The organism is Halalkalibacter sp. HAAS-P014 (genome assembly GCF_056619965.1).
Genome location: NZ_JBWQTV010000031.1, coordinates 1 through 26,248, shown reverse-complemented (window position 1 = coordinate 26,248; position 26,248 = coordinate 1). Strand labels below are relative to the sequence as shown.

General features: G+C 39.7%; 27 protein-coding genes. 14 read left to right on the top strand and 13 right to left on the bottom strand.

Annotated features, from left to right (window positions below; translation table 11 throughout):
* The first annotated feature begins 233 nt into the window (after positions 1–233).
* The 6 genes from AC1FXZ_RS21100 to AC1FXZ_RS21075 all read left to right on the top strand — a co-directional run bounded on the left by AC1FXZ_RS21100 (position 234) and on the right by AC1FXZ_RS21075 (position 5,346).
* Positions 234–1,160, top strand: a complete 927-nt coding sequence (locus tag AC1FXZ_RS21100) for a ParA family protein (RefSeq protein ID WP_480057351.1) — start codon at positions 234–236, stop codon at positions 1,158–1,160.
* A gap of 12 nt (positions 1,161–1,172) precedes the next feature.
* Positions 1,173–1,730, top strand: coding sequence for a hypothetical protein (locus AC1FXZ_RS21095; RefSeq protein ID WP_480057350.1), 558 nt, complete (start codon positions 1,173–1,175; stop codon positions 1,728–1,730).
* Between the two features lie 199 nt (positions 1,731–1,929).
* A complete protein-coding gene (cyoE, locus tag AC1FXZ_RS21090) occupies positions 1,930–2,838 on the top strand; it encodes a heme o synthase (protein WP_480057348.1) in 909 nt (302 codons plus the stop codon).
* 189 nt (positions 2,839–3,027) lie between these two features.
* Positions 3,028–3,174: a hypothetical protein gene (locus AC1FXZ_RS21085; RefSeq protein ID WP_480057346.1), complete on the top strand. Its 147-nt coding sequence runs from the start codon at positions 3,028–3,030 to the stop codon at positions 3,172–3,174.
* 11 nt (positions 3,175–3,185) lie between these two features.
* Positions 3,186–3,653 carry a cytochrome c oxidase subunit II gene (locus tag AC1FXZ_RS21080; RefSeq protein WP_480057345.1) on the top strand — a complete coding sequence of 156 codons (468 nt, stop codon included), beginning with the start codon at positions 3,186–3,188 and terminating at the stop codon, positions 3,651–3,653.
* Between the two features lie 49 nt (positions 3,654–3,702).
* Positions 3,703–5,346, top strand: a complete 1,644-nt coding sequence (locus AC1FXZ_RS21075; RefSeq protein WP_480057354.1) for a cbb3-type cytochrome c oxidase subunit I — start codon at positions 3,703–3,705, stop codon at positions 5,344–5,346.
* 121 nt (positions 5,347–5,467) lie between these two features.
* Here AC1FXZ_RS21075 and AC1FXZ_RS21070 read toward each other — a convergent pair whose 3' ends face one another.
* From AC1FXZ_RS21070 to AC1FXZ_RS21040, 7 genes are all read right to left on the bottom strand, one after another.
* On the bottom strand, positions 5,468–6,463 hold the full coding sequence (locus AC1FXZ_RS21070) for an ABC transporter ATP-binding protein (RefSeq protein WP_480057343.1): 996 nt from the start codon (positions 6,461–6,463) through the stop codon (positions 5,468–5,470).
* A gap of 2 nt (positions 6,464–6,465) precedes the next feature.
* Complete coding sequence (locus AC1FXZ_RS21065; protein ID WP_480057341.1) at positions 6,466–7,467, bottom strand: ABC transporter ATP-binding protein; 1,002 nt, start codon at positions 7,465–7,467, stop codon at positions 6,466–6,468.
* A 46-nt stretch (positions 7,468–7,513) separates the two neighbouring features.
* Positions 7,514–8,410 (bottom strand): ABC transporter permease, encoded by an 897-nt coding sequence (locus AC1FXZ_RS21060; protein WP_480057339.1) that lies wholly within the window; start codon positions 8,408–8,410, stop codon positions 7,514–7,516.
* 2 nt (positions 8,411–8,412) lie between these two features.
* On the bottom strand, positions 8,413–9,375 hold the full coding sequence (locus AC1FXZ_RS21055) for an ABC transporter permease (protein WP_480057337.1): 963 nt from the start codon (positions 9,373–9,375) through the stop codon (positions 8,413–8,415).
* Positions 9,376–9,491: 116 nt separating this feature from the next.
* The gene (locus AC1FXZ_RS21050; protein ID WP_480057335.1) at positions 9,492–11,063 is read right to left on the bottom strand and encodes an ABC transporter substrate-binding protein; all 1,572 of its coding nucleotides are present in this window, start codon (positions 11,061–11,063) and stop codon (positions 9,492–9,494) included.
* 76 nt (positions 11,064–11,139) lie between these two features.
* Positions 11,140–11,535, bottom strand: a complete 396-nt coding sequence (locus AC1FXZ_RS21045) for an OsmC family protein (RefSeq protein WP_480057333.1) — start codon at positions 11,533–11,535, stop codon at positions 11,140–11,142.
* Positions 11,532–12,203: a TetR/AcrR family transcriptional regulator gene (locus AC1FXZ_RS21040; protein ID WP_480057332.1), complete on the bottom strand. Its 672-nt coding sequence runs from the start codon at positions 12,201–12,203 to the stop codon at positions 11,532–11,534. Before AC1FXZ_RS21040 ends, AC1FXZ_RS21045 begins: the two co-directional genes overlap by 4 nt.
* A gap of 309 nt (positions 12,204–12,512) precedes the next feature.
* Here AC1FXZ_RS21040 and AC1FXZ_RS21035 point away from each other — a divergent pair, with 309 nt between their 5' ends.
* The 6 genes from AC1FXZ_RS21035 (at position 12,513) to AC1FXZ_RS21010 (ending at position 18,999) form a co-directional block, all read left to right on the top strand.
* Positions 12,513–12,641, top strand: coding sequence for a cytochrome c oxidase subunit 2A (locus tag AC1FXZ_RS21035; protein ID WP_480057330.1), 129 nt, complete (start codon positions 12,513–12,515; stop codon positions 12,639–12,641).
* 26 nt (positions 12,642–12,667) lie between these two features.
* On the top strand, positions 12,668–13,174 hold the full coding sequence (locus AC1FXZ_RS21030) for a cupredoxin domain-containing protein (RefSeq protein ID WP_480057328.1): 507 nt from the start codon (positions 12,668–12,670) through the stop codon (positions 13,172–13,174).
* A gap of 20 nt (positions 13,175–13,194) precedes the next feature.
* Complete coding sequence (locus tag AC1FXZ_RS21025; protein ID WP_480057352.1) at positions 13,195–14,862, top strand: b(o/a)3-type cytochrome-c oxidase subunit 1; 1,668 nt, start codon at positions 13,195–13,197, stop codon at positions 14,860–14,862.
* 413 nt (positions 14,863–15,275) lie between these two features.
* Positions 15,276–17,198, top strand: coding sequence for a TRAP transporter permease (locus AC1FXZ_RS21020; RefSeq protein ID WP_480057326.1), 1,923 nt, complete (start codon positions 15,276–15,278; stop codon positions 17,196–17,198).
* Positions 17,195–18,238 carry a TAXI family TRAP transporter solute-binding subunit gene (locus AC1FXZ_RS21015; protein WP_480057324.1) on the top strand — a complete coding sequence of 348 codons (1,044 nt, stop codon included), beginning with the start codon at positions 17,195–17,197 and terminating at the stop codon, positions 18,236–18,238. The genes AC1FXZ_RS21020 and AC1FXZ_RS21015 overlap by 4 nt, the downstream gene beginning before the upstream one ends.
* Before the next feature lie 32 nt (positions 18,239–18,270).
* Entirely contained in the window at positions 18,271–18,999 is a 729-nt protein-coding gene (locus AC1FXZ_RS21010) for a class II aldolase/adducin family protein (protein WP_480057322.1), read from the top strand.
* Between the two features lie 69 nt (positions 19,000–19,068).
* On the opposite strand, the gene AC1FXZ_RS21005 is transcribed toward AC1FXZ_RS21010, so the two are convergent.
* From AC1FXZ_RS21005 to AC1FXZ_RS20980, 6 genes are all read right to left on the bottom strand, one after another.
* Positions 19,069–19,854: an IclR family transcriptional regulator gene (locus AC1FXZ_RS21005; protein ID WP_480057320.1), complete on the bottom strand. Its 786-nt coding sequence runs from the start codon at positions 19,852–19,854 to the stop codon at positions 19,069–19,071.
* Between the two features lie 127 nt (positions 19,855–19,981).
* On the bottom strand, positions 19,982–20,425 hold the full coding sequence (locus AC1FXZ_RS21000) for a tripartite tricarboxylate transporter TctB family protein (protein WP_480057318.1): 444 nt from the start codon (positions 20,423–20,425) through the stop codon (positions 19,982–19,984).
* Positions 20,426–21,907, bottom strand: a complete 1,482-nt coding sequence (locus tag AC1FXZ_RS20995) for a tripartite tricarboxylate transporter permease (protein ID WP_480057316.1) — start codon at positions 21,905–21,907, stop codon at positions 20,426–20,428. It lies immediately after the preceding gene.
* Positions 21,908–21,946: 39 nt separating this feature from the next.
* A complete protein-coding gene (locus AC1FXZ_RS20990) occupies positions 21,947–22,678 on the bottom strand; it encodes a tripartite tricarboxylate transporter substrate-binding protein (protein ID WP_480057314.1) in 732 nt (243 codons plus the stop codon).
* Positions 22,626–22,991, bottom strand: coding sequence for a hypothetical protein (locus tag AC1FXZ_RS20985; protein WP_480057312.1), 366 nt, complete (start codon positions 22,989–22,991; stop codon positions 22,626–22,628). Before AC1FXZ_RS20985 ends, AC1FXZ_RS20990 begins: the two co-directional genes overlap by 53 nt.
* Before the next feature lie 51 nt (positions 22,992–23,042).
* The gene (locus tag AC1FXZ_RS20980) at positions 23,043–24,035 is read right to left on the bottom strand and encodes an ABC transporter substrate-binding protein (RefSeq protein ID WP_480057310.1); all 993 of its coding nucleotides are present in this window, start codon (positions 24,033–24,035) and stop codon (positions 23,043–23,045) included.
* A 351-nt stretch (positions 24,036–24,386) separates the two neighbouring features.
* Between AC1FXZ_RS20980 and AC1FXZ_RS20975 the strand changes: the two genes are divergently transcribed.
* Together AC1FXZ_RS20975 and AC1FXZ_RS20970 are read left to right on the top strand one after the other, a co-directional pair.
* Positions 24,387–25,361, top strand: a complete 975-nt coding sequence (locus AC1FXZ_RS20975; RefSeq protein WP_480057308.1) for a DMT family transporter — start codon at positions 24,387–24,389, stop codon at positions 25,359–25,361.
* A 147-nt stretch (positions 25,362–25,508) separates the two neighbouring features.
* On the top strand, positions 25,509–25,766 hold the full coding sequence (locus AC1FXZ_RS20970) for a hypothetical protein (protein ID WP_480057306.1): 258 nt from the start codon (positions 25,509–25,511) through the stop codon (positions 25,764–25,766).
* Positions 25,767–26,248: the final 482 nt, after the last annotated feature.

The following is a 26,248-nucleotide window of genomic DNA, read 5'->3' as shown; positions in this document are numbered from 1 at the left end:
TACGACCGTTTTAGAAGTCGAATTCTCCTTCATCATCAATTCAAGAATATCGGAAAAGGAATTGGGTGAGGTCGGCAGACTCATCGTCGGCCAACCCCAACATTTGACTTAGAACCTTTAATACAGACTAAGCCCTACCTTTGTCACCTCCATTCCAGCAAATTCATTTTGATAAGTGGGAAATCACATCCATTTTTTGCATATACATTATGAGAATGAATGGAGGGGATCTCGTGACGGTTATTTCTGTAATGAATTATAAAGGTGGTGTTGGCAAAACGACGCTATCGGCCAATTTGGCTGCGGAGTTGGCACATCGAGGGAAGAAAGTGTTATTGCTTGATTTGGATCCACAGACGAATTTGACCTTGTCTTTTGTCAGTTTTGAAGAATGGAGAAATTATGACCGAAAAGAACGGACGATTAAGCATTGGTATGATGAATTTCTAGATCAGGACATCGACGCATCACTTAGTGGACTTATCGTGACGCCTAGCCGGGTGAATTTTCAGTTGAAGGCGTATGAATCGAAAGGAAGGATCGATTTGATATGTTCTCATTTGGAATTAATCAATGTTGATATGGAACTTTCGAGCCGGCTTGGTGGGAATACGGAGCGCACAATCAGAAGCAATTACTTACGAGTGCTCTCGCGTTTACGTACGAAGTTAAATGAAATAAAAGCAGAATACGATGCTATTATTATCGATTGCCCACCTAATTTTAACCTTGTTACGCAAAATGCAATTGTTGCAAGTGATTATTACATCGTCCCGGCTAAGGCTGATTATTTATCGACTCTTGGAATTAACACGCTCTCTCGTCATATCACCGAGTTAACATCAAAGTACAATTTGTATCGTGATGAGATGGATCGGACTGAATGGCAAAGCATTTCCCCCAAGATGCTCGGGATTATTTTCACAATGGTTTCCTATTATGGACAGAAGCCGATCGCAGCTCAGCAAGAGTATATTACTCAAGTGAGCCGTGATTATCATTGTCTCCAGCATTTTTTACGTGAGGGTCAAACGCTATTTGCTAGTGCTCCTGAATACGGGATTCCTGTTGTGTTAAAGCAAGGGGCGAGCCAGCAAAACATCCGTACAGAACTAGTTGAGTTGGTAAGCGAAATCTCAAAACTAGTAAATTTACAGTAAACAGGAGGAATTATGTCAAAAAGAGAGACCAAACAACTATTGACTATAGCAGTGAGGTTTATTGAAAATTTGACAGATGACCAATATGAAAAGCTGTTAGCTGGAAGGGCTACGATTCGATACCAAGAAGAAAGTTGGAACTACCTGGAATATCAACAGCTTAAAAAAAGGATCCTAGAGGAAAAAAATGTAGAGAAACTATTTAAATCAAAAACGAAGAAAGAAATTACGCTATTTTGTGATTATTTTAATATAGATGTTTTGGCGAGAGATACGAAGTCCGTAATGTGTAAAAAAATAGCTAGTTTTTTTCAAATAAAAGCAGAAACGGTCAAGGAAGATAATATGGAAGATATCGGAATAGAACTCCAACAAGCTGATAGTGTGCATCAGGCGCGCGAGCTTTTACAAAAAGACAAAAGGCTCAAAACAAAGCGTGACTTGCTCAAGTTAGCAAAGGTATTAGATGTCTATATCTCTCCAAGACAGACGAAACAAGAAATCTTAAACCGGATCGTAGACTCTGTTGTTGGCGCAAAGGTAAGAGCAAGGTCGATACGGAAGAAATAGAGATAGACATTGTAAGAAAATAATTTTGTAGAGCATGCAATACGACGACAATGCCGTATTGCATGTTTTTTTAGATTGTGAGATGTATGAAAGCACTTATTTCGACAAACCACGTGATGAAAATCACTTTACCCTCCCGAAAAAATTGGTACGTTAACAAGTAGAGTTTTCTATTTTTATCAAGGGGGAGGGGATTTAGATGAATAACATAAAGCAGCCTTCTCTAGAGTTGACTCGCTTCATAGCGGAGATGAAATTACTTGTGAAACGAGGGGTTTTGGTTTCAAATGTGTTTCCTGTCTTTATAGGGTTTTGGTTAGCACTTCATGTAACGGGTGGTTCGATTCTTGATTATTTGGGTGTGTTTTTCCTGATGATGATCGGCAGTGCACTTGTCATTGCGGGGGCACTCATTTTGAACAATTGGTATGAAGTTGATATCGACCGGTTAATGACTAGAACAAAACTCCGTCCAACCGTTACGGGGACAATTCCTTTGCCTGCTGTGTTAATGATAGGTCTTTCCTTTACGATAGTTGGCTTTATCATGTTATTTTTTATAAATATCATAGTGGTCTTTTATGCTTTTATTGGTTGGTTTACGTATGTTGTGCTGTATACGATGTGGTCAAAGCGCAGGTATACATTAAATACAGTAATTGGAAGTGTCTCGGGAGCTGTCACGCCATTAATGGGATGGGCAGCTGTAGAGTCTGTTATTCACATTATTCCGATAGCCTTATTTCTTTTGTTGTTTATTTGGCAGGTGCCACATACATTTGCGATTGCGATGAGAAAATGTGAGGAATACCGGGCAGCTGGGGTGGCGATGCTTCCTGTTGTTGCTGGGTTTGGCGTGACGAAGCGGCAAATGGCTGTGTATGTTGCGTGTTTAGTACCACTGCCACTATTGTTAACAGAGCTTGGCCTATTTTTTGTTGTAGTTGCTACTCTGTTATCTGTTGTGTGGTTTGTTTTAAGTGTGTATGGGTTTTTTACGAAAGATGTTTTGGAATGGACTTGGGCGATGTTTCTTTTCTCCGTTTCGTATTTACTGTTGCTATTTGTACTGATGGTTGTTGTGACATTGCCTATGTTGAATGGATGAATAATAAGTAGCTTCAAAGGTTTGGGTTGAACCTTTGAGGCTTTTTTCTGTTTTGAGAAATCCCTATTTCCTCTTTATTAATAGTGAATTTGGTGCTTTGTTCAAATTATTGACGAATTATAAGTGATTCAACTCACCATCTGGAGCTTCAATTTCCACTAGCATTCTAACTAAGGAGGTTGATGTTAGATGGAAGATAAAAAGCTTCAGCAAAATGAGGAAGTAAAAGAAGAGTCAGGAGCACGCATTGGTACTTGGTTTTCCTTAGGTGTGGTGGGTGTTTCTATTCTTTTGACGTATATTTTAATGTTTTGGATCTATTTAGATAGAGTATAGGGGGATTTGTGATGAAGTTTCATCTTGATGAAAAAATTTGGTTGATAGTTAGTTTTGGTATGATCATCGGTTTTATGTTTTTTACAGGGTATCAAACGTTCGTTCTAGGTATGGGGCCACCAAGTCATATGGAAACTATTGATCCTCAAAAGGTTGAGGAAACGGCTCCTTTTGATCAACCGGGTGTGTACGAAATTGGGGAAAATGAATATGAAGTGGTGATGATTTTGGAGATTTTCGCTTTTACCCCGAATAACATTGAAGTTCCTGCCGGATCGACGGTTCATTTTACGATGACGTCCAAGGATGTAGTTCACGGATTCCAAGTTGCTGGAACGAATCTTAATGCGATGGTGACACCAGGGCATATACAGAAAATCTCACAAACGTTTGATGAGCCGGGTGAGTATTTAGTCGTTTGTAATGAGTACTGTGGCATTGGCCATCAGCATATGGCGACGACAATCACGGTGAAATAAGGGGGACTAGAAAGTGTCGACAGCTAGAAAAAAATCAATACAAGAAAAAATGGATCAGGTGCTCGGAGTTAGTACCGAAGATGCACTTTTGTCAAAAACGTATTTGTTTGTAGCCTTTTTAGCATTGCTGATTGGTGGGGCATTAGGGTTGTTGCAAGGGCTAAACCGCGCCGGGCTTTTGGTATTGCCATCATGGTTTAACTATTATCAAGTGTTAACAGCACACGGATTGCTCTTGGTCTTGGTGTTAACAGCATTTTTTGCAATCGGGTATTTCTATGCAGCACTCTCGCACACGCTCGGGGGACTTCTCCCGAAAGTGAGGAAGATGGCTTGGTTTGGATTTGTCTTAAAAATAATTGGATTTGTGCTTGCCGTAATTCCGGTTTTAATGAATGAAGCATCGGTATTATATACATTTTATCCACCGATGGCAGCACATCCTGCTTTCTATATCGGTTTAGTTTTTATTGTGTTGGGTGTATGGATGTGTGCATTCGGTTGTTTTATTCAAGTGGCAAACTGGCGAAAGCAAAATAAAGGGGAGCACGTTCCAATTCTCGCTTATTTTGCAACGGGTGTATTCGTATTATTGTTTTTCGGAAGCATCCCGGTCACGATTGAAGTTCTTTTGATTATTCCTTGGGCAATAGGGTGGACGGAAACGATTAATGTCATGCTTGCGCGTACGCTCTTTTGGGCATTTGGCCATACCCTCGTTAATATTTGGTATTTAACAGCAGTATCGGCGTGGTATGTTGTTGTACCGAAAGTAATAGGAGGAAGAAGATTTAGTGATACGTTAACGCGTGTGGTCATTATTTTATTAGTCATTATGAATATTCCAGGAGGGTTCCACCACCAAATTATTGATCCTGGAATCACAGAGCACGTCAAGTTTTTACATGTCTTTATGAGTCTTGCAATTGGGTTTCCTTCTTTAATGACGGCATATGCAATGTTTTCGGTGTTTGAGAAAACGGCAAAGAAAAAAGGTGGAAGAGGCGTCGTCAGTTGGTTTAGGAAATTGCCATGGGGCGATGTACGATTTTTAGCACCGATGATTGCGATGATTGCGTTTATTCCTGGAGGCGCAGGTGGAATTGTTCAGAGTACGAACCAGTTAAATCAAGTTGTTCACAATACCATGTGGGTTGTTGGACACTTTCATTTAACACTAGGGACATCGGTTGTTCTCACGTTTTTTGGGATTAGTTATTGGTTAGTCCCTTATTTGTCAAAGAGGGTGTTAACGCCTGCGATTAATAAATTGGGAGTGATCACGACGCTTCTTTGGACAGTTGGAATGGCCTTTATGTCGATTGCGATGCACTGGGTCGGCCTGCTCGGTTCTCCACGCCGTACGTCATACACAACGTATTTTGATAATGCGACGGCGTTAAGCTGGGATCCGTATTTGATGTTCTTAGCAGTCGGTGGAACATTGTTAATGATCGGGGTCATTCTTCAAGTGTATGCAGTTTTTCATCTGATGTTCTTTGCACCAAAAGGAGTAGAGGAGTTTCCGATCGCTGATGTGGAAGACAATTCAGCGAAAACACCGTATTGGACAGAGCGTTGGGGAAGGGTAATTATCATTATGCTTATCGTTATTGCGATTGGCTACGTTATCCCACTTTGGGAGATCATCGGAAATGCACCACCAGGATCCCCACCATTTAAAACCTGGTAAGAACTGTGTGGGGGGTCAGACCCCACGCTAGTGCTGTGAAGTGAGAAAGAGGGGTCAGACCCCACATCAACACTATGCTGTGTTAAAGAGGGGACTGACCCGGGAAAAAGGTTGGCTCTGTTTACTCAGCATACAAATGGCAGGAAACGTAGTGGTTTGGTGAGACTTCTTGTTTTTTTGGTACTTTCCGTTCGCATAGTACAGTTGCATCTGGGCATCTTGTGTGGAATACACAACCGCTTGGTGGATTTAAGGGGGATGGGAGTTCTCCTTTCAGGATGATTTGTTCTCGTTTTTCTTTCGTACTAGGAATTGGTACAGCAGATAATAGTGCTTTTGTATATGGGTGCAGTGGTGTTTTAAAAAGGCTGTCAGTTGGTGCTTCTTCCATCATGTTTCCTAAATACATGACACCGATTCGATCTGATATATGACGTACGACACTAATATCATGAGAAATAAATAAATAGGTTAATTGAAACTCATCCTGCAAGTCTTGAAGCAAATTCAAGATTTGCGATTGAATGGAGACATCGAGTGCGGAGACGGGCTCGTCGAGAATGATAAGCTTCGGTCGCAATATAAGAGCCCGTGCTAGCCCGAGACGTTGCCGCTGTCCACCTGAGAATTCATGAGGGAAACGGTAATAATGCTCAAGCTTCATTCCGACCTTTTCCAGCATTTCGATTACAAGTTCTTGACGCTCTTTTGGCGTACCGATTCCGTGTATTTTCAATGGTTCTTCAAGTGTCTTTCCGATTCGTTTTCGTGGGTTAAGGGACGAAAACGGATCTTGAAAGACCATTTGCATATGCTTACGAATGGAGCGAAGCTCTTTCTGAGAAAGTTGTAAAATGTCTTTACCTTCATAGAGTATTTTCCCTGCAGTCGGTTCAACAAGACGCAATAGAGTCCTACCAGTAGTGGATTTCCCACATCCTGATTCACCAACTAGACCATATGTTTCTCCGGAACGAAGCTGAAATGATACATTGTTAACAGCTTTCACGTGGCCTTTAATGCCCCCTAAACGCCCAAGAGGCCCCGTAACTTCATAATGCTTTTTCAAGTTTTTCGTATCTAAGAGGATGTCACCTTTACTTGTTGTCTGTTTCATCTTCATTGTTCCTCCTCTTTCGCTGTTAGTTTGTCATAGTGCCAACAGCGTACTTGCCTTATTCCTTCATGCTCTTTGAGTGCAGGAGGCTCTGTTTCGCATAACGAATCTGCATATGGGCAACGCTCTGCAAAGCGACAGCCGGAAGGGACATTATCTAAAGATGGAACAACACCTTCAATGACTGGCAGCTTCTTCGTGCGATCTCCGTCTAGTTTTGGCACGGACTTGATAAGGCCTTTTGTATATGGGTGAAGCGGGTTTTCAAACAAATTTTCTGTGTCAGTTACCTCGACCACTTGGCCAAGGTACATAACGATTACTCGAGTGCACAACTGGGCGACGACACCGAGGTCGTGTGTGATAAACATAACCCCCATGCCACTATCTTCATTTAACTGTTTTATTAATTGTAATATCTGCGCTTGAATGGTGACATCAAGTGCTGTTGTCGGCTCGTCTGCGATCAAAAGTTGTGGTTTGCAAGCAAGTGCCATTGCAATGACAACACGTTGTTGCATCCCACCAGATAATTGATGAGGGTATTCTTTTACACGCTGCTCGGGAGCTGGAATCCCTGTCTTTCGTAATAATTGTATTGCTTGATTACGTGCTTCTTTTTTCGAAACATCTTGATGAAGTAAAATCGCTTCACTAATTTGCCGGCCGATCGTGTGTACTGGATTTAGTGAACTGAGTGGATCTTGAAAAATCATTGAGATGTCGTTACCTCGAATGCTTTGCATTTTTGAGATCGGCAATTGTAGGAGGTCTCGCCCTTGAAAGTAGATGCTTCCTTCATACGTTGTTGTCTGCTTTTCATCCAACAATCTCATGATTGATTGAGAGGTGACACTTTTCCCACAACCAGACTCGCCAACAATACCAAGAATTTCACCACGTTCAATATGAAAACTAACATCATCGACAGCCGTAACACGCCCACGTTCAGTTTGAAAATGTGTCTTCAGTCTTTTTACTTCTAAAAGAGTCTCTGTTTCCATTAGAATTCCCTCCCTTACTGAGCTAACTAAAAGAGTATCAATTTAGTTAGCTCTTTTTTTTCTTTGATGAATGTGGATCAATTAGGTCGCGCAATCCATCTCCTAGTAAATTTAATCCGAGTACGGAAATAATGATCATTATGCCTGGAAAGACAACCATCCACCATGCTTGAAAAATAACGAGCTTACCGTCATACAATATGTTTCCCCAACTTGGATCTGGTGCTGGAATTCCGACGCCAAGAAAGCTGAGTGCTGCTTCAGTAATGATTGTTTCGGCAAAGATGAAGGTTGATTGAACAATCAAAGGAGAAATCGTATTTGGAGCAATGTGTAACCAAATGATTCGGGAGGCACTCGCCCCTTGAGCACGCATTGCCTCAATATAGGTTTGTTCTTTAATGACAAGAGCTTCTGAGCGAACAATTCTTGCGATATTTGGTGTGAACACTACACTTAACGCAATGATGACATTCGTTGTGGAAGGTCCAAGTGCAGCCATAAGAGCGATCGCAAGTAACACACCTGGTATTGCCATGAGCCCATCACAAATTCGCATTAATATATGATCGAGTGTTGCGTAATAGCTAGCATATAATCCGATAATCATGCCAATGGCTGATGAAATAACAGTGACAGCTAATCCAACGCTTAAGGATACTTGAGCACCGTAAACAATACGGGAAAGTACATCACGCCCAAAGTCATCTGTTCCAAGCCAGTGGCCAGCACCGGGTGGTTGAAAGCGATTGGACACTTGCATATCTGATGGTGAATGGGAAACGAGCCACGGGCCAAAAATCGCAACGATGGCTAAAAAGAACATAAGAATGGAACCGATAACCATGAGACGATTTGACCAAAAACGTTGAATAAGTAGGTGGCGCTGCTGCCGTTTTAAATCAGATTTTGCATCAGTAATGGAAGCTTCTTTTTGCGCCATGATTATGCCCCCTTTCGATTTTGGCCAAGTCTAACACGTGGATCAATGACGCCATACAATAGATCAACAATTAAATTAATTAACACATACGAAACCGTTACAAATAGTACAACACCTTGAATAACGGGGTAGTCTCGGCGTTGAACAGAATTAATAATCAGTTGGCCGATCCCCGGTATATTAAAAATAATTTCAACGACAACAGCTCCGGCTACAAGCGTACCGAATGACTGCCCAATTACGGTCAACACCGGTAAGAACGCATTGCGAAGTGCATGTCGATAAATTACTTGACGTTCCTTTGTTCCTTTTGCACGCGCTGTTTTAATGAAATTTCGGTTTAACACCTCGAGCATCGACGATCTTGTCATTCGAGCTACAAGAGCTGCTTGTATTGCTGCAAGTGAGAGGGCAGGCATGATAAGAAATTCAATATGTTGCCATAAGCCGGCATCTAGTGGCCGGTACCCTCCAATTGGGAGCCACTGTAGCTGGACGCCAAAAACCAACATAAGTAAAAGTCCAAGTAGAAAACTAGGGATGGCCATCCCTAATAATGTCACGATCATAAGTGACTGATCAATGAGGGATCCTCTGTGTACGGCAGCAAGAATCCCAACGGGAATCGCAACCACTAGCGCAATCACTTGTGCCATAATGGCCAGTGATAACGTTGGTTTTAAATGACTAACTATTGCTTCGGATACAGGTTCTCTCATAAAATAGGAGGAACCTAAATCTCCTTGCAACACACCACTAATCCAAGTAAAGTACTGTTGATATAATGGAAGGTGTAATCCCATTTGTTCGCTAAGGGCCTCAACTTGATCCTGGGTTGCTTCTTGGCCTAAAATCATCGCAGCTGGATTCCCGGGTGTTAAATGGATAATGGAAAAAAGTACAATTGAGACTATGAATAAAACAGGAATTAACGATAACAATCGTTTGACGATATATGCAATCAATTAGAGCCCTCCTTTCCTAAAAGTAAATAGACAACATCACGCCATTGAAAAGAGGCTTGAATTGGAAGATGAACAAAAAAGGTGTGGGCGTTTGCCCACACCCTGTCATGCAATTTTTATTCTACTACTCTAGTATCCCAAAGAATTGGAGCTTGGAATGGTTGGAATCCTTCGACGTTTTCAGATGTAGCGATAATATCTTGTTGGTGGCCCATTACGGTCGAAGAAAGGAATTCGTATAAATAAGCTTGTAATTCATCCCAACGTTCGTAAGCATCTTCTGGTGTTTCGGCTGAACGGACATCTTGAAGCATTTCTTGAGCAACTGGATCATCGGCTCCGGCAAATCCTGGATTAAGGGCAAGTAATTGAGCTGGAATCGTTACATAACCAGTACCTGCTGCAAGCATATCCCAAGCACTTGGGTCATTTTTCAGTTCAAGGAATGTAGCTAGATCATAATTTTCAACCGTTACATTCATTCCAATTTGGTTCAATTGCTCTTGTACAACTATCGCAGCATTGTACATGTAGCCATAGTCACGTGTCGTAATAATCGTGATTTCTTCGCCGTCATAACCAGCTTCTTCAAGTAACTCTTTTGCCTTTTCAGGATCTTGAACGTTATATGCATCTTCGCCTGCAGTACTTGACCAGTTCACTTGATTCAAATTCATGTATCCTGGATGCAGTTCATATAAATCCTCATTTGCATAACTAGAAAGCAATACTTCATCAAGATTGATAGCAGTGTTAATCGCTTCACGCATTTCAACATCAGCCATTGGGCCTTCATTGATGTTATAGAACCAAGTTAAAGTACGGTTAAAGTATAAATGTGTGTCAATTCCTTGTGTATTGCTCACTTGTTCATAATTTTCGAAAGGAATTTCATCGGCAATATCGTAACTACCTGTTTGTAATCCTGCAACACGAGTTGATGGATCCGTAACGATTTCAAAGTTGATCGTATCGACAAGTGCTTCCTTTTTTCCTGATAAACCACTGCGTTCTTCGTCTCTTGAAGCATAGTCATCAAATTTTGTAAGTTGAATATATTGATCTTGCACCCAATCTTCAAACTTGAATGGACCAGTCCCGATATAGTCTGTCACTCCAGCAGCATCTGCTGATTCGATTATGTCTTTTGGCATAATCGCTGGAAATTCACTTTGTCCTGCCATAATATCTAATACATCAGCTGCACGTTCTTCTAAATGGAGGACAACTGAGCTTTCATCAACGGCTTCAAATGAAGCACCTTCTAATAATAGTTTTGCTCTAGATGAAGTTTCGAGCCAACGATTCATTGAAGCTTCAACATCTTCTGTTGTTACTTCTTCACCATTATGGAAAAGTAAGTTATCACGTAATTCAAATGTGTAAGTAAGACCATCATCGTTCATTGTAATAGAATCTGCTAGCATTGGTACTGGTTCATAGTCTTCATTTAACGTAACTAGTGTTTCAAAAATATGGCGAGAAATATTTAACGCTGCCGTTGAAACTGTTATTTGGGCATCGAGTGTTGGTGGTTGAGCAGGGACAGCAACAGTCAATTCCCCTCCCGTAACCTCAGCAGAATCTGTTGTTTCTTCTTCTTGTGTTTCTGTATCATTGTTGCAGGCAATTAAAAATACTGTCAGCAATGACACAACTGCAAATACCTTTACGTAATTCCATTTCATTTGAAATGTCCCCTTTTTCTTTTGTTTTTAATAGAAAACTATTTTTTTAGAGCTAATTTACTTATGTACTAGTTTTTTAGCACTGTTCATTGACATGGATGGAAACACCTTGTGAAAGAGTATTTCCAATTGTACAAGCTTTCTTTGCTGAGCGAGTTAATTTCGAACGATACGCTTCATCGAAATCTTGAGGTAAAGCTATGTCCACGTGCAGCCTGTCAATTCGTGAAGGAAGATCGTTAGCTTTCTCAGCAGTGACAGAAACGTTTATCTTCGTTGTATCAGCTTTGATCCCATCACGTACAAGCATCTTTGCTAAGGAAATAAACACACACAACCCTAATGAGCTTGTTAATAAATCTACTGGTGTATAACCTAAATCACTAGAATTACTTGTCGTTCCATTGAGGCTAACACCTTGATCGTTCTTGATGATCATGTTTTCATTTTCCCACTGAATCGTTGTTTTCATTGTTTTCCCCCGTGATTTAAAAGTCCAAAAAATTCAAATTGGACAAGTTCTTGTGCCACTACTTCAAGAGGCTGATCCGGTTTGTAATCTAGGGATTGCATCGGGCCGAACAACCATTTCGATGCTGTGCCAGTAACAAGGCTTGTCAGCATTTGAGCTTGCAGGTCAACGCAATTTCGATTTGGAAGCATGTTTAATTCGATCGCTCGTTGAATGTTTTTTGCAAAGGCTTCTTCGATCGAAATAAAAATATCGGAGATTGCATTCCTAATGGGTACATCGGCGCCATGTCCTTTTACTAATAGGAAAATCATCAGGTTACGATTCTCACTAGCAAACTGTAAAAATGCTTGTATTAGATTTTTAGACGAGGAGATCATGTCATCAATGGTACCGGCTTCTTTCCTATATCCTTGTTGAATTACATTTAGAAGGTGCTTTTTGCCGTAGGCAATAATCTGTAAAGATATCTCTTCTTTGCTTTCGAAGTACCAATAAAACGTTCCTTGAGCGACACCGGCTTGTTTGACAATGTCGGAAACCTTCGTTGCGTGATAGCCTTTTGTCGCAAATAGTTCTAGCGCTACTTCAAGCAATTGATCACGTCGCTCGCTTGAATCTTTTTGTTTATTTGAGATAAAGTTCGCCTCCTTGCTCTTGATTGACAAGTCAGTCAGTAAAGCGCCTGACTATTGATTGACAAGTCAGTCAATAAAAGTCCAAAAAAAATAATTCCTATGGGGTTACTATAATTTAAACAATGCTAGTTGTCAAACAATTCGTAAGGTTTGAAGGTGAGGGGTCAGACCCCACGCTAGTGCTGTGAAGTGAGAAAGGAGGGTCAGACCCCGCGTTAACACTACGCTGTGTTAAAGAGGGGACTGACCCCGAATTCAAAAATTTGTCAATTTATACGTGATTTGAATCACACGCTTTTTTTGAGACGATTGCTACTCTTGAAAAAAGGGGGAGAAGAAATGAAGAAAAAGGAGCAACTAGACAATTCGAATTTAAAAGGCACTTTTGTTTCCGTATTAATTCTTTTATTGATCATTATTGTCAGTTGGGTTGGAGTCTTTTGGTTATTTCTTTCAAGAGGAGTATGAAGTCGTTAAGGGAGGGGTGAAGGTGTATGCATATACACATGTTTGAAAAGATTTGTATTGCGTTAGGGATTGGTACATTTGTCGTTTTTCTATCTGTGCTAGGGTATGGTGCCTTTTACAAGGGTACACATCCACAAAGCCATGCCCAAACGATTGACCCACAAAATATAGAAGAAGTGGATGCATTCAAGAAAGAAAATCTCGGATTAACAAAAGTTGATGATGATCGTTACATTGTAAATGTTGTGGCATCGTCATTTAATTATGACCTTGGAGAGGATGAGGAAGGCAAACCAGTCAGACATATTCTCATTCCAAAAGGGGCGAGCGTTCTTTATCAAGTTACGACCATTGATGTGATTCATGGGTTCAATATTGCAGGAACGAATGTGAACATGATGGTTGAACCGGGTTACATAAGCAGAATGGAAACAGTTATGAATAAAGCAGGAGAGTATACACTTGTGTGCAATGAGTACTGTGGAATTGGACACCATATGATGTATTTAACTGTGGAGGTGTATGAAGAATGAGCTTGGCCAGAGTAATAGATATGACAGAAGAGTCACCTAGTTATCTTCCTATCAAAAAAAATGAAGCACAACTGTATATGGCATTCTTTTATGTTGCCTTTATTTCTTTATTAACCGGAGGGTTAATGGGGCTTTTGCAAGTATTGGAACGTTCAGGTCATTTTACACTTCCATTTGGTATTGGCTATTATCAAGTTTTAACTGTACATGGTGTGATACTTGCTCTTGTTTTGACAACGTTTTTTATAATCGGTTTTCAATATACATTAATGGGGAAAACGGTTGGAATCTCAGAAACGCAGCGTAGAGGTGCATGGCTGGGCTTCTGGCTGATGGTGAGTGGGACGATTGTAACAGCTGTGACGATATTAATGGGAAGAGCGAGTGTTTTGTATACGTTTTATGCGCCGCTTCAAGCACATCCAGCTTTTTATATCGGCTTAACACTGGTAGTTCTGGGAAGTTGGATTGCTGTTTTTATTAATTGGAGACAATTATATTTATGGAAACAAAGAAACCCTGGAGAAAAATCACCACTCCTTGCTTTCATGGTTACAATTAACATGATTATGTGGTTTATAGCTACACTAGGTCTAGCTGCAGCGATGTTGATTCAGTTCATCCCATGGTCACTAGGTTATGCGGAAACAATCAATGTATTAGTAAGCCGTACGTTATTCTGGTATTTCGGGCATCCACTCGTCTATTTCTGGCTATTGCCTGCTTATATGGCTTGGTATGCGATCATTCCAAAAATTATTGGTGGAAAAATTTTTAACGATGCGCTGGCTCGTATGTCGTTTATCCTGTTTTTGTTTTTCTCAATCCCTGTTGGTTTTCACCATCAGCTGACTGAACCGGGAATTGATCCAACATGGAAATTCATTCAAGTCGTCTTAACGTTTGTCGTTGTAATTCCGAGTATTATGACCGCCTTTGCTCTATTTGCAACGTTTGAACTTACGGGCAGAAAGAAAGGGAACGGTGGTTTATTTGGTTGGTTTAAATATTTACCATGGAAAGATGTTCGTTTCTTAGCTCCTTTTATTGGGATGCTTGCATTCATTCCAGGTGGAGCAGGTGGAATCATAAATGCTTCCCACCAGCTTAATACCGTCGTTCATAACACAATTTGGGTCACGGGGCATTTTCATTTAACTGTTGGAACATCGGTTATCTTAACATTTTTCGGGATCTCGTATTGGCTCATTCCTCATCTTACGGGACGAGAACTGACACCTTCTATTAATAGATTAGGGATTATTCAGTCGATCACTTGGGCAGTTGGGATGCTGATTATGTCTGGAGCGATGCACATTCAAGGATTGTTAGGAGGCCCGAGACGTTCTGCTTACTCGGCGTATGGTGGGACAGAACAAGCAGTAGAATGGGGCGCTTACCAAATGGCCCAAGCAATCGGTGGATCGATTCTATTTATTGCAATCATCTTGATGGTCTACATCTTTATAAAACTAGCATTTTTCGCTCCAAAAGGGGTAGAAGAGTATCCGATTGCCGAAGAGGAGGATGATACACATCCTACACCAAAGTGGATGGAAAATTGGAAATGGTGGATTATCATTACGATAGCCCTGATCTTGTTTGCATATACGATCCCGTTTCTTGATATCATTCAACACTCCCCGCCAGGCTCGCCACCATTTGCTTGGCCGATCGGAAATACGTAATAATGCAAAAACAAGCGCAATCAGGCGCTTGTTTTTTACGTTATTACGTTAAAGTAGTAGTGGGGTGTCTGACCCCTATTAACAAAAAAATCTTTTTGTTGCTCTATGCGAGTCGATGGGGTTTTAAAGTGATTTAAATTTACTTATAATCTGAACCTAAGAGATTGTTGGCCACAGTCGAATTTACGAAAGAGCTTTATAAAATTTGATAGAAAAAGGTTTCTTGAGGAAAGTATTATTGGAAATTAAAGTTAGGTAGGAAATATGAAAGACAGTATTGGCAGTTAATGTTATCGAGGCATGAGTAGTTAGAGGTAGACACTCGCATAGGTTGAAAGCGCTATCAATTGGTAGGAGGGATTGCGTGTAATTTCACTTCATTTATTTAAGTAAACAGAAAAGGGGGAGCTTAATTGAATTTATCTAAAATTTCAGCCTACTTAAGTCCAGGTAGACTAAGCCAACCGACAGGTAAAACAAGTATCGTTGTTATTTTTATATCAATTTTTATTACAGTTTTTCAATTGTGGGTTGCTCTGTTTGGAACGATGAACCCATACACTCGTAACTTGATATTTATTACAACATTATTGGCTGTTATGTTCTTGGTGTTTACCCCGAACCAAAAGCAGCCAAGAGGAAAAGTTCATATAGTTGATTATTTATTATTTGGAATTGTGATGGGGTGTGGCGCATTCCTGTTAAGTAACGTGGAACGTTACTTAACACGCTGGCCACTAGTAGACCCATTGTCTATATGGGAAATACTAGTTGGGATCGTTATTAGTATTGTTGTTTTAGAAGGGACAAGGCGAACACTAGGGATGGGGCTTACATCAGTAATTGGGGTTTTGCTTTTATACTTCTTCTTTGGGCATCATTTAACAGGAGCCTTCTATCACCCGCAGTATGATCATTTATATTTTATCGATAATATGATTTACACGTTTGAAGGGATTTATGGAAGTATTGCCTCCGTTGCTGCAACGTATGTGTTTTTCTTTGTACTATTCGGAAGCATCTTTAATAAATCAGGAGGAGGCGATTTCTTTTTTGAATTAGCTAGAGCAATAGCAGGGAAAAGTGCAGGGGGGCCTGCTAAGGTATCTGTTGTATCTAGTGCATTTTATGGATCTATTTCAGGAAGTCCGGTATCGGATGTCGTCACTACCGGTTCACTTACAATTCCCGCTATGAAAAAGTCTGGTTTTAGTAAGACGTATGCAGGAGCAGTCGAATCAGTAGCATCATCAGGAGGCAGTATTTTACCACCTGTAATGGGATCAGCTGTCTTTCTAATGGCAGAAATTACAGGAATTGCGTATATGGATATCCTTATAGCTGCTTTAATACCAGCGTTACTCTACTATATTTCAGTCTATATACAAGTAGATTTACATGCAAAGAAGATGGGTATTCAAGGTTTTTCAAGAGATCATATTCAGTCGGTTTGGACTGTTTTAAAAACGCAAGGACAATACTTGGTGCCAATCATTGTATTACTAGTGGTGCTTGGGTTAGGATACACTCCGATAATGGCTGCGATTTATGCGACCGTGACTTCGATTCTTGTAAGCTATTTGAAAAAAGAGTACCGAATGACACCTAAGAGGCTCGTTCAAGTTATTACCGAAACGGTTGTGAGAATCGTACCTCTAGTAGCCGTTATTTCAGCGGCAGGGTTAATTGTAGGCATTATCATGTTAACAGGATTAGGTGGGAAATTTTCAGGAATCATCGGCACAGCCTCTTCAGGGATTTTACTGATTAGCCTTATTTTAACGATGATCGTTTGTATCATTTTTGGTATGGGAATGCCTGTACCTGCAGCCTATGTACTAACGGCTATGTTATCTTCACCTATATTAATTGAACTAGGGGTTCCACTTTTGCAAGCTCATTTGTTTATTGTTTATTTTTCAGTATTTTCAGCTATCACGCCACCTGTTGCGGTTGCAGCATTTGCGGCGGCGACGATTGCAGATGCTCACCCAATGAAAATTGCTGTTAGAGCTTGTCGGATTGGAATTGTAGGATTTATCATTCCGTATTTGTTTATATATCAACCAGCATTGATGTTACAAGGCAATTTACTAACAATTATCGTTGTTGTAGCGACCACACTAGTAGGTATCTACGCTCTGTCTGTAGCGACTGAAGGCTGGTTCACGAGTAAGCTAACGATTGTGGACCGTATGCTATTTTTATGCGCGGGGGCATTCTTCTTACTACCAGAGTGGTTTAAGGTAATAGGGCTCATCGTATTTCTTATAGCTGTTTTCAAGCAATTAAAAAATAAAAAAATTAACAATGAGGAGGCTATTCATTTATCATGAAAAATTTAAAGTTATCTTTTATTGCCGCGTTTGTCATGTTCTTACTACTAGTTTTTGTAGGGTGTTCTAGTTCCGATGACACAACAGCGGGTGAGGTGGATGAAGAAGTTCCAAACGAAGACGCGTCAAATGAAGAAGCTAGTTCTATGCAAATAACTGTTGCAGGTGCTTCAGCCGGAGGGTTATGGAGTGCAGTTGGTGAAGGGGTTGGCCAAGCAATTAACCGTGATAATCCAGGAACGAACTTTACGTATCAACCTGGTCAATTAGGTCCAAATGTTATTACCGTCTCAACAGGCAGTACGGATTATGGAATGGAAGCACTTCCTTCATTAGTATTAGCGGAAAGAGGAGCAGAGCCTTACCCAGAAGAAATTGATAATTTACGTGCGATTTCTGTTTTGTTTGTTTCACCTTATCAATTTATGGTGACACAGGACTCTGGTATTACAGATATTGGTGATATTAAAGAAAACAATATTGGAGCGACAATGACAGTTCATACAGCCGATTCTCCTTTAGAAATTTTAAATCGTGTTGTATTTGAATCATATGGTTTTAGTTACGAAGATATTGAGGCAAACGGGGGAGAGATTGTTTACTTGCCATCAAGCCAGGCTGTAGATATGGTTCGTGATGGCAGAATGGAAGCTCAAGCAGCACCAATGCCATCACCAGCTTCAATCTACACGGAGTTATCTATGTCAAAAGACATCAATCTCCTTTCATTAAATGAAGAAACAATTAACCGTGCCGGAGAGGAATTAGGAGTTACACCTTATACGATTCCACAAAGTGATTATTCATTTTTAGAAGATGATGTTCAAACGGTAGGGATGAACACGGTTTTATTTACGCGAGAAGATGTATCAGAAGAGGAAGTCTATAAAATAACAAAAGCTTTTTATAACAACTTAGAGTTTTTATATGAACTTAATACGGTGTTTAGTGATGTAACGGATGAAAATATATTAGATGTTGGTATTCCTTTACATCCAGGTGCAGAAAGATTTTATAAAGAAATTGGCTTATTAGAGTAGGTATTTATAAAAAAAGAATTGGGGGAATTGAAATGACTGCAACGAAAGAAAGCGCGATTCAAGACCTAGTGAAAGCGAATAAGATCTTATATAATGAAAAAGTTTTGTTTGAAGCATTTGGACATATTAGCGTAAGAAACCCTGAAAATCCAGAGGAATTCTTTCTCTCAAGATCTTTAGCACCCATGTCAGTAGAGTATGAAGATGTCTTTACCTATGACTTAGAAGGTAACTGCCTTACAGAAACAGATAAAAGTTCCTATGCGGAGCGAGTAATTCATTCAGAGATTTATAAGAGATACCCAGAAGTGAACTCGGTTTGTCATAATCACGCACAAGCTTTGATGCCATTCACTGTACTGGATATTGAATACAAACCTTTATCTCACTATGGCGCCATGTTTTATGATGGAGTGCCTGTATATGATGATTACGATGTATCAGACGGAATGTTGATCAGAAATAAGGAAGAAGGCGAAAGGGTGGCAAGAAGTTTAGGAGATAAGAATGCGTTGTTTCTAAGAGGTCATGGAGTGATCGTCGCTGGTGAGTCTTTACGAAAATGTGTTATGAACTCCATTTTTATGGTGATTGATGGACAAAATCAATACAATGCCTTGCAGCTAGGGCTAGGGAAGCCGAAATATTTGAGCTATGAAGAGGCTAGAACTTGTGACAAAAAAACATGGAATATGCAGATTTCACAGGAAAGAGCTTGGAACTTTTGGTGTTCGAAGATTGAGTCAAATTATAAGCTTTAATAGCTATAAAAAAGCTAGAGGCAACGGCTTGTTGTCTCTAGCTTTTTTACGATTGTAAAAACTAGTTAATTAAAAAAGGTGATAGTTGACATTCCTTGAAATCTCATTAGCTGCACTTTGTAAATGACGTACACATTGTGTGATATTTTGAGGCTTTAACCGGTAGCTTGGTCCGACAACGTTGATTGCTGCAATTGCATTACTTTTATTGTCAAGAATCGGAGCTGCAATCGCAATCACCCCTTCATATTTTTCTTCAAAGCTAACCGCAAATCCCTCTCTCTTGATTCGATCCATTTCCTGCATAAATACTTTTAAATTCGTAGTGGTTTTACTTGTCAAAGGAGTAAGTCCTTCTTTGATGACTTCTTCAATAAGATTATCCTCTCGAAACGCAAGCAGTACTCTTCCAACAGAAGAACAATATATAGGACTTCTTGACCCGATAGGCGTCATAAATCGAAGAGGGTGCTTTGATTCAATGCTATCGATAAAGAGTACTTCCATTTTGTCGATAATGGCCAACTGGGATGTTTCGCCTGTCTGCTCTACTAGTTTTTTTAAGGTTGGACGTGCTTCATTATAGATGTCTTGAGAGAATTGGAATGCATTGCCTAACGAAAATAAAGTAGGACCAAGTCTGTATGCTCTTGAATGGGGGTCTTTAACGATAAAACCTTCATTGGCTAATGTTGAGATAATTCGGCTGACTGTGCTTTTGTGAATATCAAGAGAGCGAGACAGTTCACTAACACTATGGATAGGGTTGTCTTTTGTAAAACTCTTTAATATACGTAATGCGTTATGAACGGAATCTAACGTTTGTTTAGTGGGTTTCGTTTTTTCTATAGTCAATTTTTAACACCTCGTAATGTTTATTAAAAATATGGAGAAAGGGAGTGTCTCACAAATTGCTGCCCTCGTATAATAATGTGTACGGCTGGGGCAGTAACTGGCTCTGAGACAATCCCTTTTGTTAGAGTTAGATACCTATTTTCAGAATGAAATCAAAAAACACAAACATGATTACGCTTACAATAGTTGCTATTGTTAAACTTTTTACTAGTTTTTCTTTTCCAAACAGCCAAATAAAAAGTAGTAAGAATAGAAAAACAACAAGATAATAAGGCAAGAAATATAGAAGGGCTATAAACCCGGATAAAAATAGTATGACGATCAATACTTTCGATAGCTTTTGAGATTGTTGGTTGTCGGTATCTGTATCGGTATCTGATTTCTCGAAGAGCTTGCGAATATTCGGAAATGTATCTAGGATGAATTGTACGAACGCCATAATAAAAATAGCACTTCCAACAATCGTTGGTAACAATTTCGCTTTGTCATTATAGTCTTGAGCCATAATCACAAAAACTAGCATACAAATTGCGATAAGTAAACTAATGATTCCTTTCTCTGTTATTTTCATTTACATTCTCCTTTTCCGCCATAGGTTTTTAAGAATTGGAAAAAATAGTACAAAGACTGTTATGAGAAACAGAGTTAAGGAGATCGGCCTTGTAAAGAAGCCTGCAATACCTAATAAATCATTGGTTTGATGGAAACTTTGCTGCATCAAACCACCTAACACCAATGCAATGACTAGCGCTATTCTTGAGTATCCATGGCGAACCATAAAGTAGCCGATTATACCGAAAATTAAAGCGACAGTCACATCCTGAATCATTCGATCGGTTGCAAGTGCCCCAATCATGGCAATGGACATGATAATCGGTGCAATATAGGTCGTTTTGATTAATGTAATTTTCGTTAAAGGGCCGGCTATAAGGACGCCGATGATACCTGAAATAATAGTTGAGAAAACCAATGCATAAATAAGTAGCAAAGCAATGTTGCCATTTTCTAATAATAAACGTGGTCCTGGTTGAATTCCATGTAACGTTAGGGCGCCGAGTAATACCGCCATTTCTAAACTTCCGGGTATCCCGAATGTTAAGGTTGGGATTAAAGCACCACCGTCTTTTGCGTTATTGGCAGACTCTGGAGCAATAACTCCTCGTATGTCTCCCTTTCCAAAGTTTTCTGGATTTTTTTCAGTGCTCACAGCTTGCCCGTATGCCACAAAGTTAGCGACCGACCCACCTACGCCAGGGATCATGCCAATAATTGTTCCAATAAAGGAGCTTCGTAAAAATAGTTTAAAGTGACGAAAAACAGATTTCACTCCGTCAAAAATGCCATCAATCGAGTTCGTGACATTTGTGTTTGTGATTGATCCTTTTTGCATGAACAATGAAATGGCTTCCGAAATTGCAAATAGGCCGATAATGACAGGTACTAACTTAATTCCGTCCCATAAGTAGAATGAGCCAAATGTGAATCGTTCTGCTCCTGTAACGGGATCAACTCCGATAAAGGATAGCATTAACCCGAAGCCGCCAGCGATGATCGCTTTCCATAAGCCATCTTTTGATACAACGGCAATCATTGCAAGGCCCATTATCGACATCATAAAGTACTCTGGGTATGAAAATAATAGTATAATATTTTTCCCGATTGGTAAAAGGAGTGTTAAGATAATTGCACCGAAAATGCCTCCAAGCACTGAAGCTGTGGCAGCAGCACCAATTGCGTATCCTGCTTTTCCTTGCTTGGTTAGTTGATACCCGTCAAAGGTGGTAGCGGCACTTGTCGCCGTTCCAGGTGCATTGATTAAAATAGCTGTAAGTGATCCTCCGAAAGCCGTCGGCGCAGCAGCCCCGATCAGTAAAATTATTGCATGTGCTGGATCCATGGTAAAGGTTAGAGGCAATAGCAGGGCCAAAACTTGTGGCCCTGCTAAGCCTGGTAAAATCCCAAATGTTAACCCGATGATGGAACCAAGGAATAAAAATAATAAAGAAGGACCAGTAAATATTTCGAGTAAAGCTGGTATAACATGTTCAAACATTCGAAGTCCTCCTCCTATAAATGGTTGCTATTTGATCTACTAGTTTCGTTCAGATTTCAGTAGTTCTTCATATTTCATCATCGCTTCAAAAGAGTCTTCGGCGATCGTTTGTGTATCTTCATAGTTAGCAGAATTATGCTCTAGACCAGATTCTTTCGCTTGTTCAATATAATCCGGGTCATTAACGGCTGCATCAAAAGCGTCACGAATAATGGTTAGAATCTCTTCAGGAGTTCCTGGTGTTGCAATTACACTTCGGTTTCCTGCAGCAACGCTTATTAATTCTTCATGACCTAACTCTCCGATTGTCGGTACATCAGGAAAATCTTCATGTCTTTCTTCAGCTTGAACAATTAGTGGCAGCAGGTCACCTTCTTCTAAATAATCGCTCATTGATGTAACAGGGAATTGCAAAATATCAACATCGCCTCTTACAGCTGCTAAAATTGCTTCACTTGATCCTTGGTGATTGATAATTTCTAAGTTAATATCTAATGCCTCTGCAACTGCCAGTAGGCCAAGTCCGTCGGTAGAAGAAACACTTACTACTGCTCCATACACAACGTCAGCAGCTTGAAGTTCTTCTAGCGTCTGATAATCAGAGCGAGGAGAAATAGCTGTCATATAATCCATTGTCGTGATGTTACCGATATATTCCATATTTAAAAGGTCATAGCTTGCAGCCCCACTAATTTGATTTGCGAAATGTCCAGGTAAGTTAACGAGTCCGACTGTATGGCCATCTATGGCCATCAGCGTCGGAGCGTTCAATGTGAGAGATCCCAATGTTCCCTTCGCCACCACTCATGTTGTCAACGATAATTGTTGCTCCTTCAGGTAAGTGCTCTTCCATATATGGAGCAAGCAATCTGACAGATGTATCAAACCCACCACCTGGGCTATAAGGAACAACAAAAGTAATTTCTTTTGATGGAAAATCAACTTCAGTATCCGTTGCTTCATTGCCACTGGAATTGTCTGCGTCACTAGAGCTGCTCGTGTCGCTAGAACCACATGCGCTTAATAAGAAGATTGATAATAATACTAGTAATGCAAGAGTATGGCTTTTAAATGAATTTTTCATTCTTGAATCCCCCTAGTATGATAATTTAATATATTCAGAATTTTGTAGGCGCTATATTACAAAGCTATCTAACGTCGAGCTCACAAACAAGTCTTCTAGAGATAGACGAGATTTTATTAATCCTTGATCATATGAATATTCAAGCAGTTTTTCGAGTGTTTTTTGGTTATTCCCGATTCCATATGGCCAGATGTCTTGCCCCATAATCTCTTGAGTCTCTTCGACATGATTTTTTAGCCATGGAAGCATAGTCTTTAAAGCGACTGTTTGTTGGAGGTCTTCATATGCTAAGTCTTTTGCTTTAACAAACGCTTGGTAAAGGTTTTGGGCAACCCACGGATGCTCTTGAAGAATGGATTCTTTAATGACAATTGTATGCATAATAGGAAAGATTCCCGTCTTTTTGAAGTAGTTTTCTTCTACTTCTTTATAGTTAGAGAATAATCGTTTTACTTTTGGTGACCCATTTGCAAAGCTAGAAGGAGCTCTTGCAGAAATTATTGCATCAATTTCGCCGTTCTCTAACATCGAATTCAATGTTTGCGTTGGACCGATATTCTCTATTCTGACATTAGTAGGTAAGTCGATTGATAGCTTTTCAATTCTTCCTGGAGTTTCTTCTCCTCCTTGGAACCAATGCAAGTCCTCTGGTAAAACCCCATATTCATCTTTTAAAATCCCTCGAATCCACAATGCTGCTGTGATTTGATATTCAGGTACACCAACTCTTTTTCCCTTCAATTGTTCAGGCGTTACAATTCCTGAATCGGCGTTAACATAGATAGAAGAATGACGGAACACTCTTGATGGGAAGACCGGAATAGCTTTGTAGTCACTTCCACCTCTGCTTTTGTTGATAAGGTAAGAAGACATTGACATTTCCGATACATCAAACTCTTGATGACGAATCATTCTCCAAAATGTTTCTTCTGCATGGTTTCGTAAATAGTATAGGTCAATCCCTTCAGGTTGCACCTCTCCAGTTAATAGAGCCTTTGTTCGATCAAAATCCCAGCAGGATAAGCTAAGTTTGAGTTTGTTCATATTGATCCTCCAATTTCATGATTCATAAAAGCGCTTTCATGGTTTTCGGTTGTGGCCAACAACCTCTTTGTTGGTATTATAGTTAATCATATAACAATTTAAAATAGTATTGACTCGTATAGAGCAACACTATTAAGAGTTTTATAATATATTTAATAAATATGATTGTTCTGTTCTGATGTTTTAAATAATTCCTCCATGTTAATTCTTGCTCTATAACACCCGTTATTTTAGCCTGTTGCGTCATATGGAACATGCGCGTTGACACGGTGCTACATATACTTTTTAATACTAATACTAAATAAATGAAGCTGTTTCATTATGTATGAGATCTGAAGAAAAGGAGCTTTTATGGGGGAAATAATTGCTGTGCTATCTACGCTTACATTTGCAATATCCAGTGTCCTCGCGAAGATTGGCACAATGCGATCCGATCAGACAGAAGCGTTAAGGGGAGCATTTATATCAATGCTGCTTACGTTCTTAATCGCTGGGGGTGCTTGGCTAGGGATAATACTAATTTATGAGAAACCGTCTGTTAATAATGAAGGGTTATTTTGGTTTGCATTGAGTGGGGTGCTGAGTGTTTTTATCGGAAGAACTTTCTTATATTCTGCAATTGAGCGTTTAGGCTCTGTACGGGCCTCAGTTATGAAAAGTATGATTCCTTTTTTAACGGTTGTCATTGCCGTTATCTTTTTAGGTGAACAACTAGGCAGGGGGATTTTAATAGGTGGAGTGTTAATGTTAGTAGGTCTATACTTATTGATCCGTAATAATCTTTTGAATTCCCGTTCGTCAAACGAGGGTAATGGACTGTCGATTGAAGAGAGCGAACCTAATCAAAAGAGCGACAAAAGATTGAGATTTTTTCATGTGAAGTCGTTTGTTGGCCTAGGCTATCTGTTTGCTGCTATTTCTGTCGTTGCTTATGCAACTGGAAATACCTTTAGGAAGCAGGGTTTATTATTGTTGCCAGATCCTTTATTAGGGGCGATGCTAGGGGCATTTGTTGGAATCCTCATTTACTTAATACTGGCAACTTTTAAAAGAGAGTATAGAAGAGCTATTTTGAAGTCATTTACTGATACGAATATATGGTTGATTTTTGCAGGCACTGCAATGTCATTGGGGCAAATCTTATTCTTTGTTGCAATTAACTTTACTGATGTCTCACGTGTTTCATTAATTATGGCGTCAGAAACAATAATAACTATATTAATGTCAGCAATAATTTTAAAGACAAACGAGAGTATTTCAATAAGAATCATCATGGCTGCACTCGTTATGTTGTTAGGTTCTATTATCATTATAGTATTACCATAGAAATGGAGAAGTTAATGACACATAGACAATGGTTTGGAGATTGAGAATTAAAAAGCATCACTTATATTGATACTCTATCTTGCATGAACGTTTTATCCGGACGTATAAAAGTGGGTATGGTTTACTAAAGAAAATCGAGTATTTACAATGGCCGTTTTATTGAATGCCGCTATCTTTGTACTTGTAGATCTAAGAATGACTTTTTTTCAAATCTATCAGGGAATGGGTATGAGTTTACGGACGATGGCAAACAGGGTTGTTCAATTAATAAACCCACTCTTGTTCGGTGGGGCAATATCATTTGTTAGTATTTCCGTAGGTTTTGGATTTTTTGGAGTGTTATTGATGATAAGAGGTGGATTCGTATTAACACAGAAACCCACTCTTCTAAATCAAATGTATTGATGTGATAGGGTAGTGTATAATTGACTTTGTTGAGGAGCGCTCTTTTACTTAAGTCGTTTTTCTTCTATAGATATCTTTTTGAGGAAGTTGCAATCTAAAGGATGATATGGTAAATTTAAAAACGCAGCAAAAAAGAACAAAAAAGTTCTTGCGCAGAATAATTTAATGTGATATATTATTCCTTGTCGCTGATAACGACACAACGTTCTTAGCAACTTATTAAAAACTTTTTCGGGAAAGATGTTGCACGGAACTTTAGAATGTGTTAAGATAATCAATGTCGCTGAAACAAGCGATAGCAAATGAGTTCTTTGAAAACTGAACAAAAGCCAAGCGAAATAGAGATACACGATATCTCAGGGGTTTTCAAGAAAATCCTAACGTAATTATTATTGCATTGCTAGCGTGATGCAAATTGAGCTAATCAGCTTACCATTTTCATGGAGAGTTTGATCCTGGCTCAGGACGAACGCTGGCGGCGT

Excerpts from the sequence above, each read along its gene's own strand:
- AC1FXZ_RS21095 (WP_480057350.1), top strand. The coding sequence starts at position 1,173 with ATGTCAAAAAGAGAGACCAAACAACTATTGACTATAGCAGTGAGGTTT.
- cyoE (WP_480057348.1), top strand. The coding sequence starts at position 1,930 with ATGAATAACATAAAGCAGCCTTCTCTAGAGTTGACTCGCTTCATAGCG.
- AC1FXZ_RS21085 (WP_480057346.1), top strand. The coding sequence starts at position 3,028 with ATGGAAGATAAAAAGCTTCAGCAAAATGAGGAAGTAAAAGAAGAGTCA.
- AC1FXZ_RS21080 (WP_480057345.1), top strand. The coding sequence starts at position 3,186 with ATGAAGTTTCATCTTGATGAAAAAATTTGGTTGATAGTTAGTTTTGGT.
- AC1FXZ_RS21075 (WP_480057354.1), top strand. The coding sequence starts at position 3,703 with ATGGATCAGGTGCTCGGAGTTAGTACCGAAGATGCACTTTTGTCAAAA.
- AC1FXZ_RS21070 (WP_480057343.1), bottom strand. The coding sequence starts at position 6,463 with ATGAAACAGACAACAAGTAAAGGTGACATCCTCTTAGATACGAAAAAC.
- AC1FXZ_RS21065 (WP_480057341.1), bottom strand. The coding sequence starts at position 7,467 with ATGGAAACAGAGACTCTTTTAGAAGTAAAAAGACTGAAGACACATTTT.
- AC1FXZ_RS21060 (WP_480057339.1), bottom strand. The coding sequence starts at position 8,410 with ATGGCGCAAAAAGAAGCTTCCATTACTGATGCAAAATCTGATTTAAAA.
- AC1FXZ_RS21050 (WP_480057335.1), bottom strand. The coding sequence starts at position 11,063 with ATGAAATGGAATTACGTAAAGGTATTTGCAGTTGTGTCATTGCTGACA.
- AC1FXZ_RS21045 (WP_480057333.1), bottom strand. The coding sequence starts at position 11,535 with ATGAAAACAACGATTCAGTGGGAAAATGAAAACATGATCATCAAGAAC.
- AC1FXZ_RS21035 (WP_480057330.1), top strand. The coding sequence starts at position 12,513 with ATGAAGAAAAAGGAGCAACTAGACAATTCGAATTTAAAAGGCACTTTT.
- AC1FXZ_RS21030 (WP_480057328.1), top strand. The coding sequence starts at position 12,668 with ATGCATATACACATGTTTGAAAAGATTTGTATTGCGTTAGGGATTGGT.
- AC1FXZ_RS21025 (WP_480057352.1), top strand. The coding sequence starts at position 13,195 with ATGACAGAAGAGTCACCTAGTTATCTTCCTATCAAAAAAAATGAAGCA.
- AC1FXZ_RS21015 (WP_480057324.1), top strand. The coding sequence starts at position 17,195 with ATGAAAAATTTAAAGTTATCTTTTATTGCCGCGTTTGTCATGTTCTTA.
- AC1FXZ_RS21010 (WP_480057322.1), top strand. The coding sequence starts at position 18,271 with ATGACTGCAACGAAAGAAAGCGCGATTCAAGACCTAGTGAAAGCGAAT.
- AC1FXZ_RS21000 (WP_480057318.1), bottom strand. The coding sequence starts at position 20,425 with ATGAAAATAACAGAGAAAGGAATCATTAGTTTACTTATCGCAATTTGT.
- AC1FXZ_RS20995 (WP_480057316.1), bottom strand. The coding sequence starts at position 21,907 with ATGTTTGAACATGTTATACCAGCTTTACTCGAAATATTTACTGGTCCT.
- AC1FXZ_RS20985 (WP_480057312.1), bottom strand. The coding sequence starts at position 22,991 with ATGAAAAATTCATTTAAAAGCCATACTCTTGCATTACTAGTATTATTA.
- AC1FXZ_RS20980 (WP_480057310.1), bottom strand. The coding sequence starts at position 24,035 with ATGAACAAACTCAAACTTAGCTTATCCTGCTGGGATTTTGATCGAACA.
- AC1FXZ_RS20975 (WP_480057308.1), top strand. The coding sequence starts at position 24,387 with ATGGGGGAAATAATTGCTGTGCTATCTACGCTTACATTTGCAATATCC.
- AC1FXZ_RS20970 (WP_480057306.1), top strand. The coding sequence starts at position 25,509 with ATGGCCGTTTTATTGAATGCCGCTATCTTTGTACTTGTAGATCTAAGA.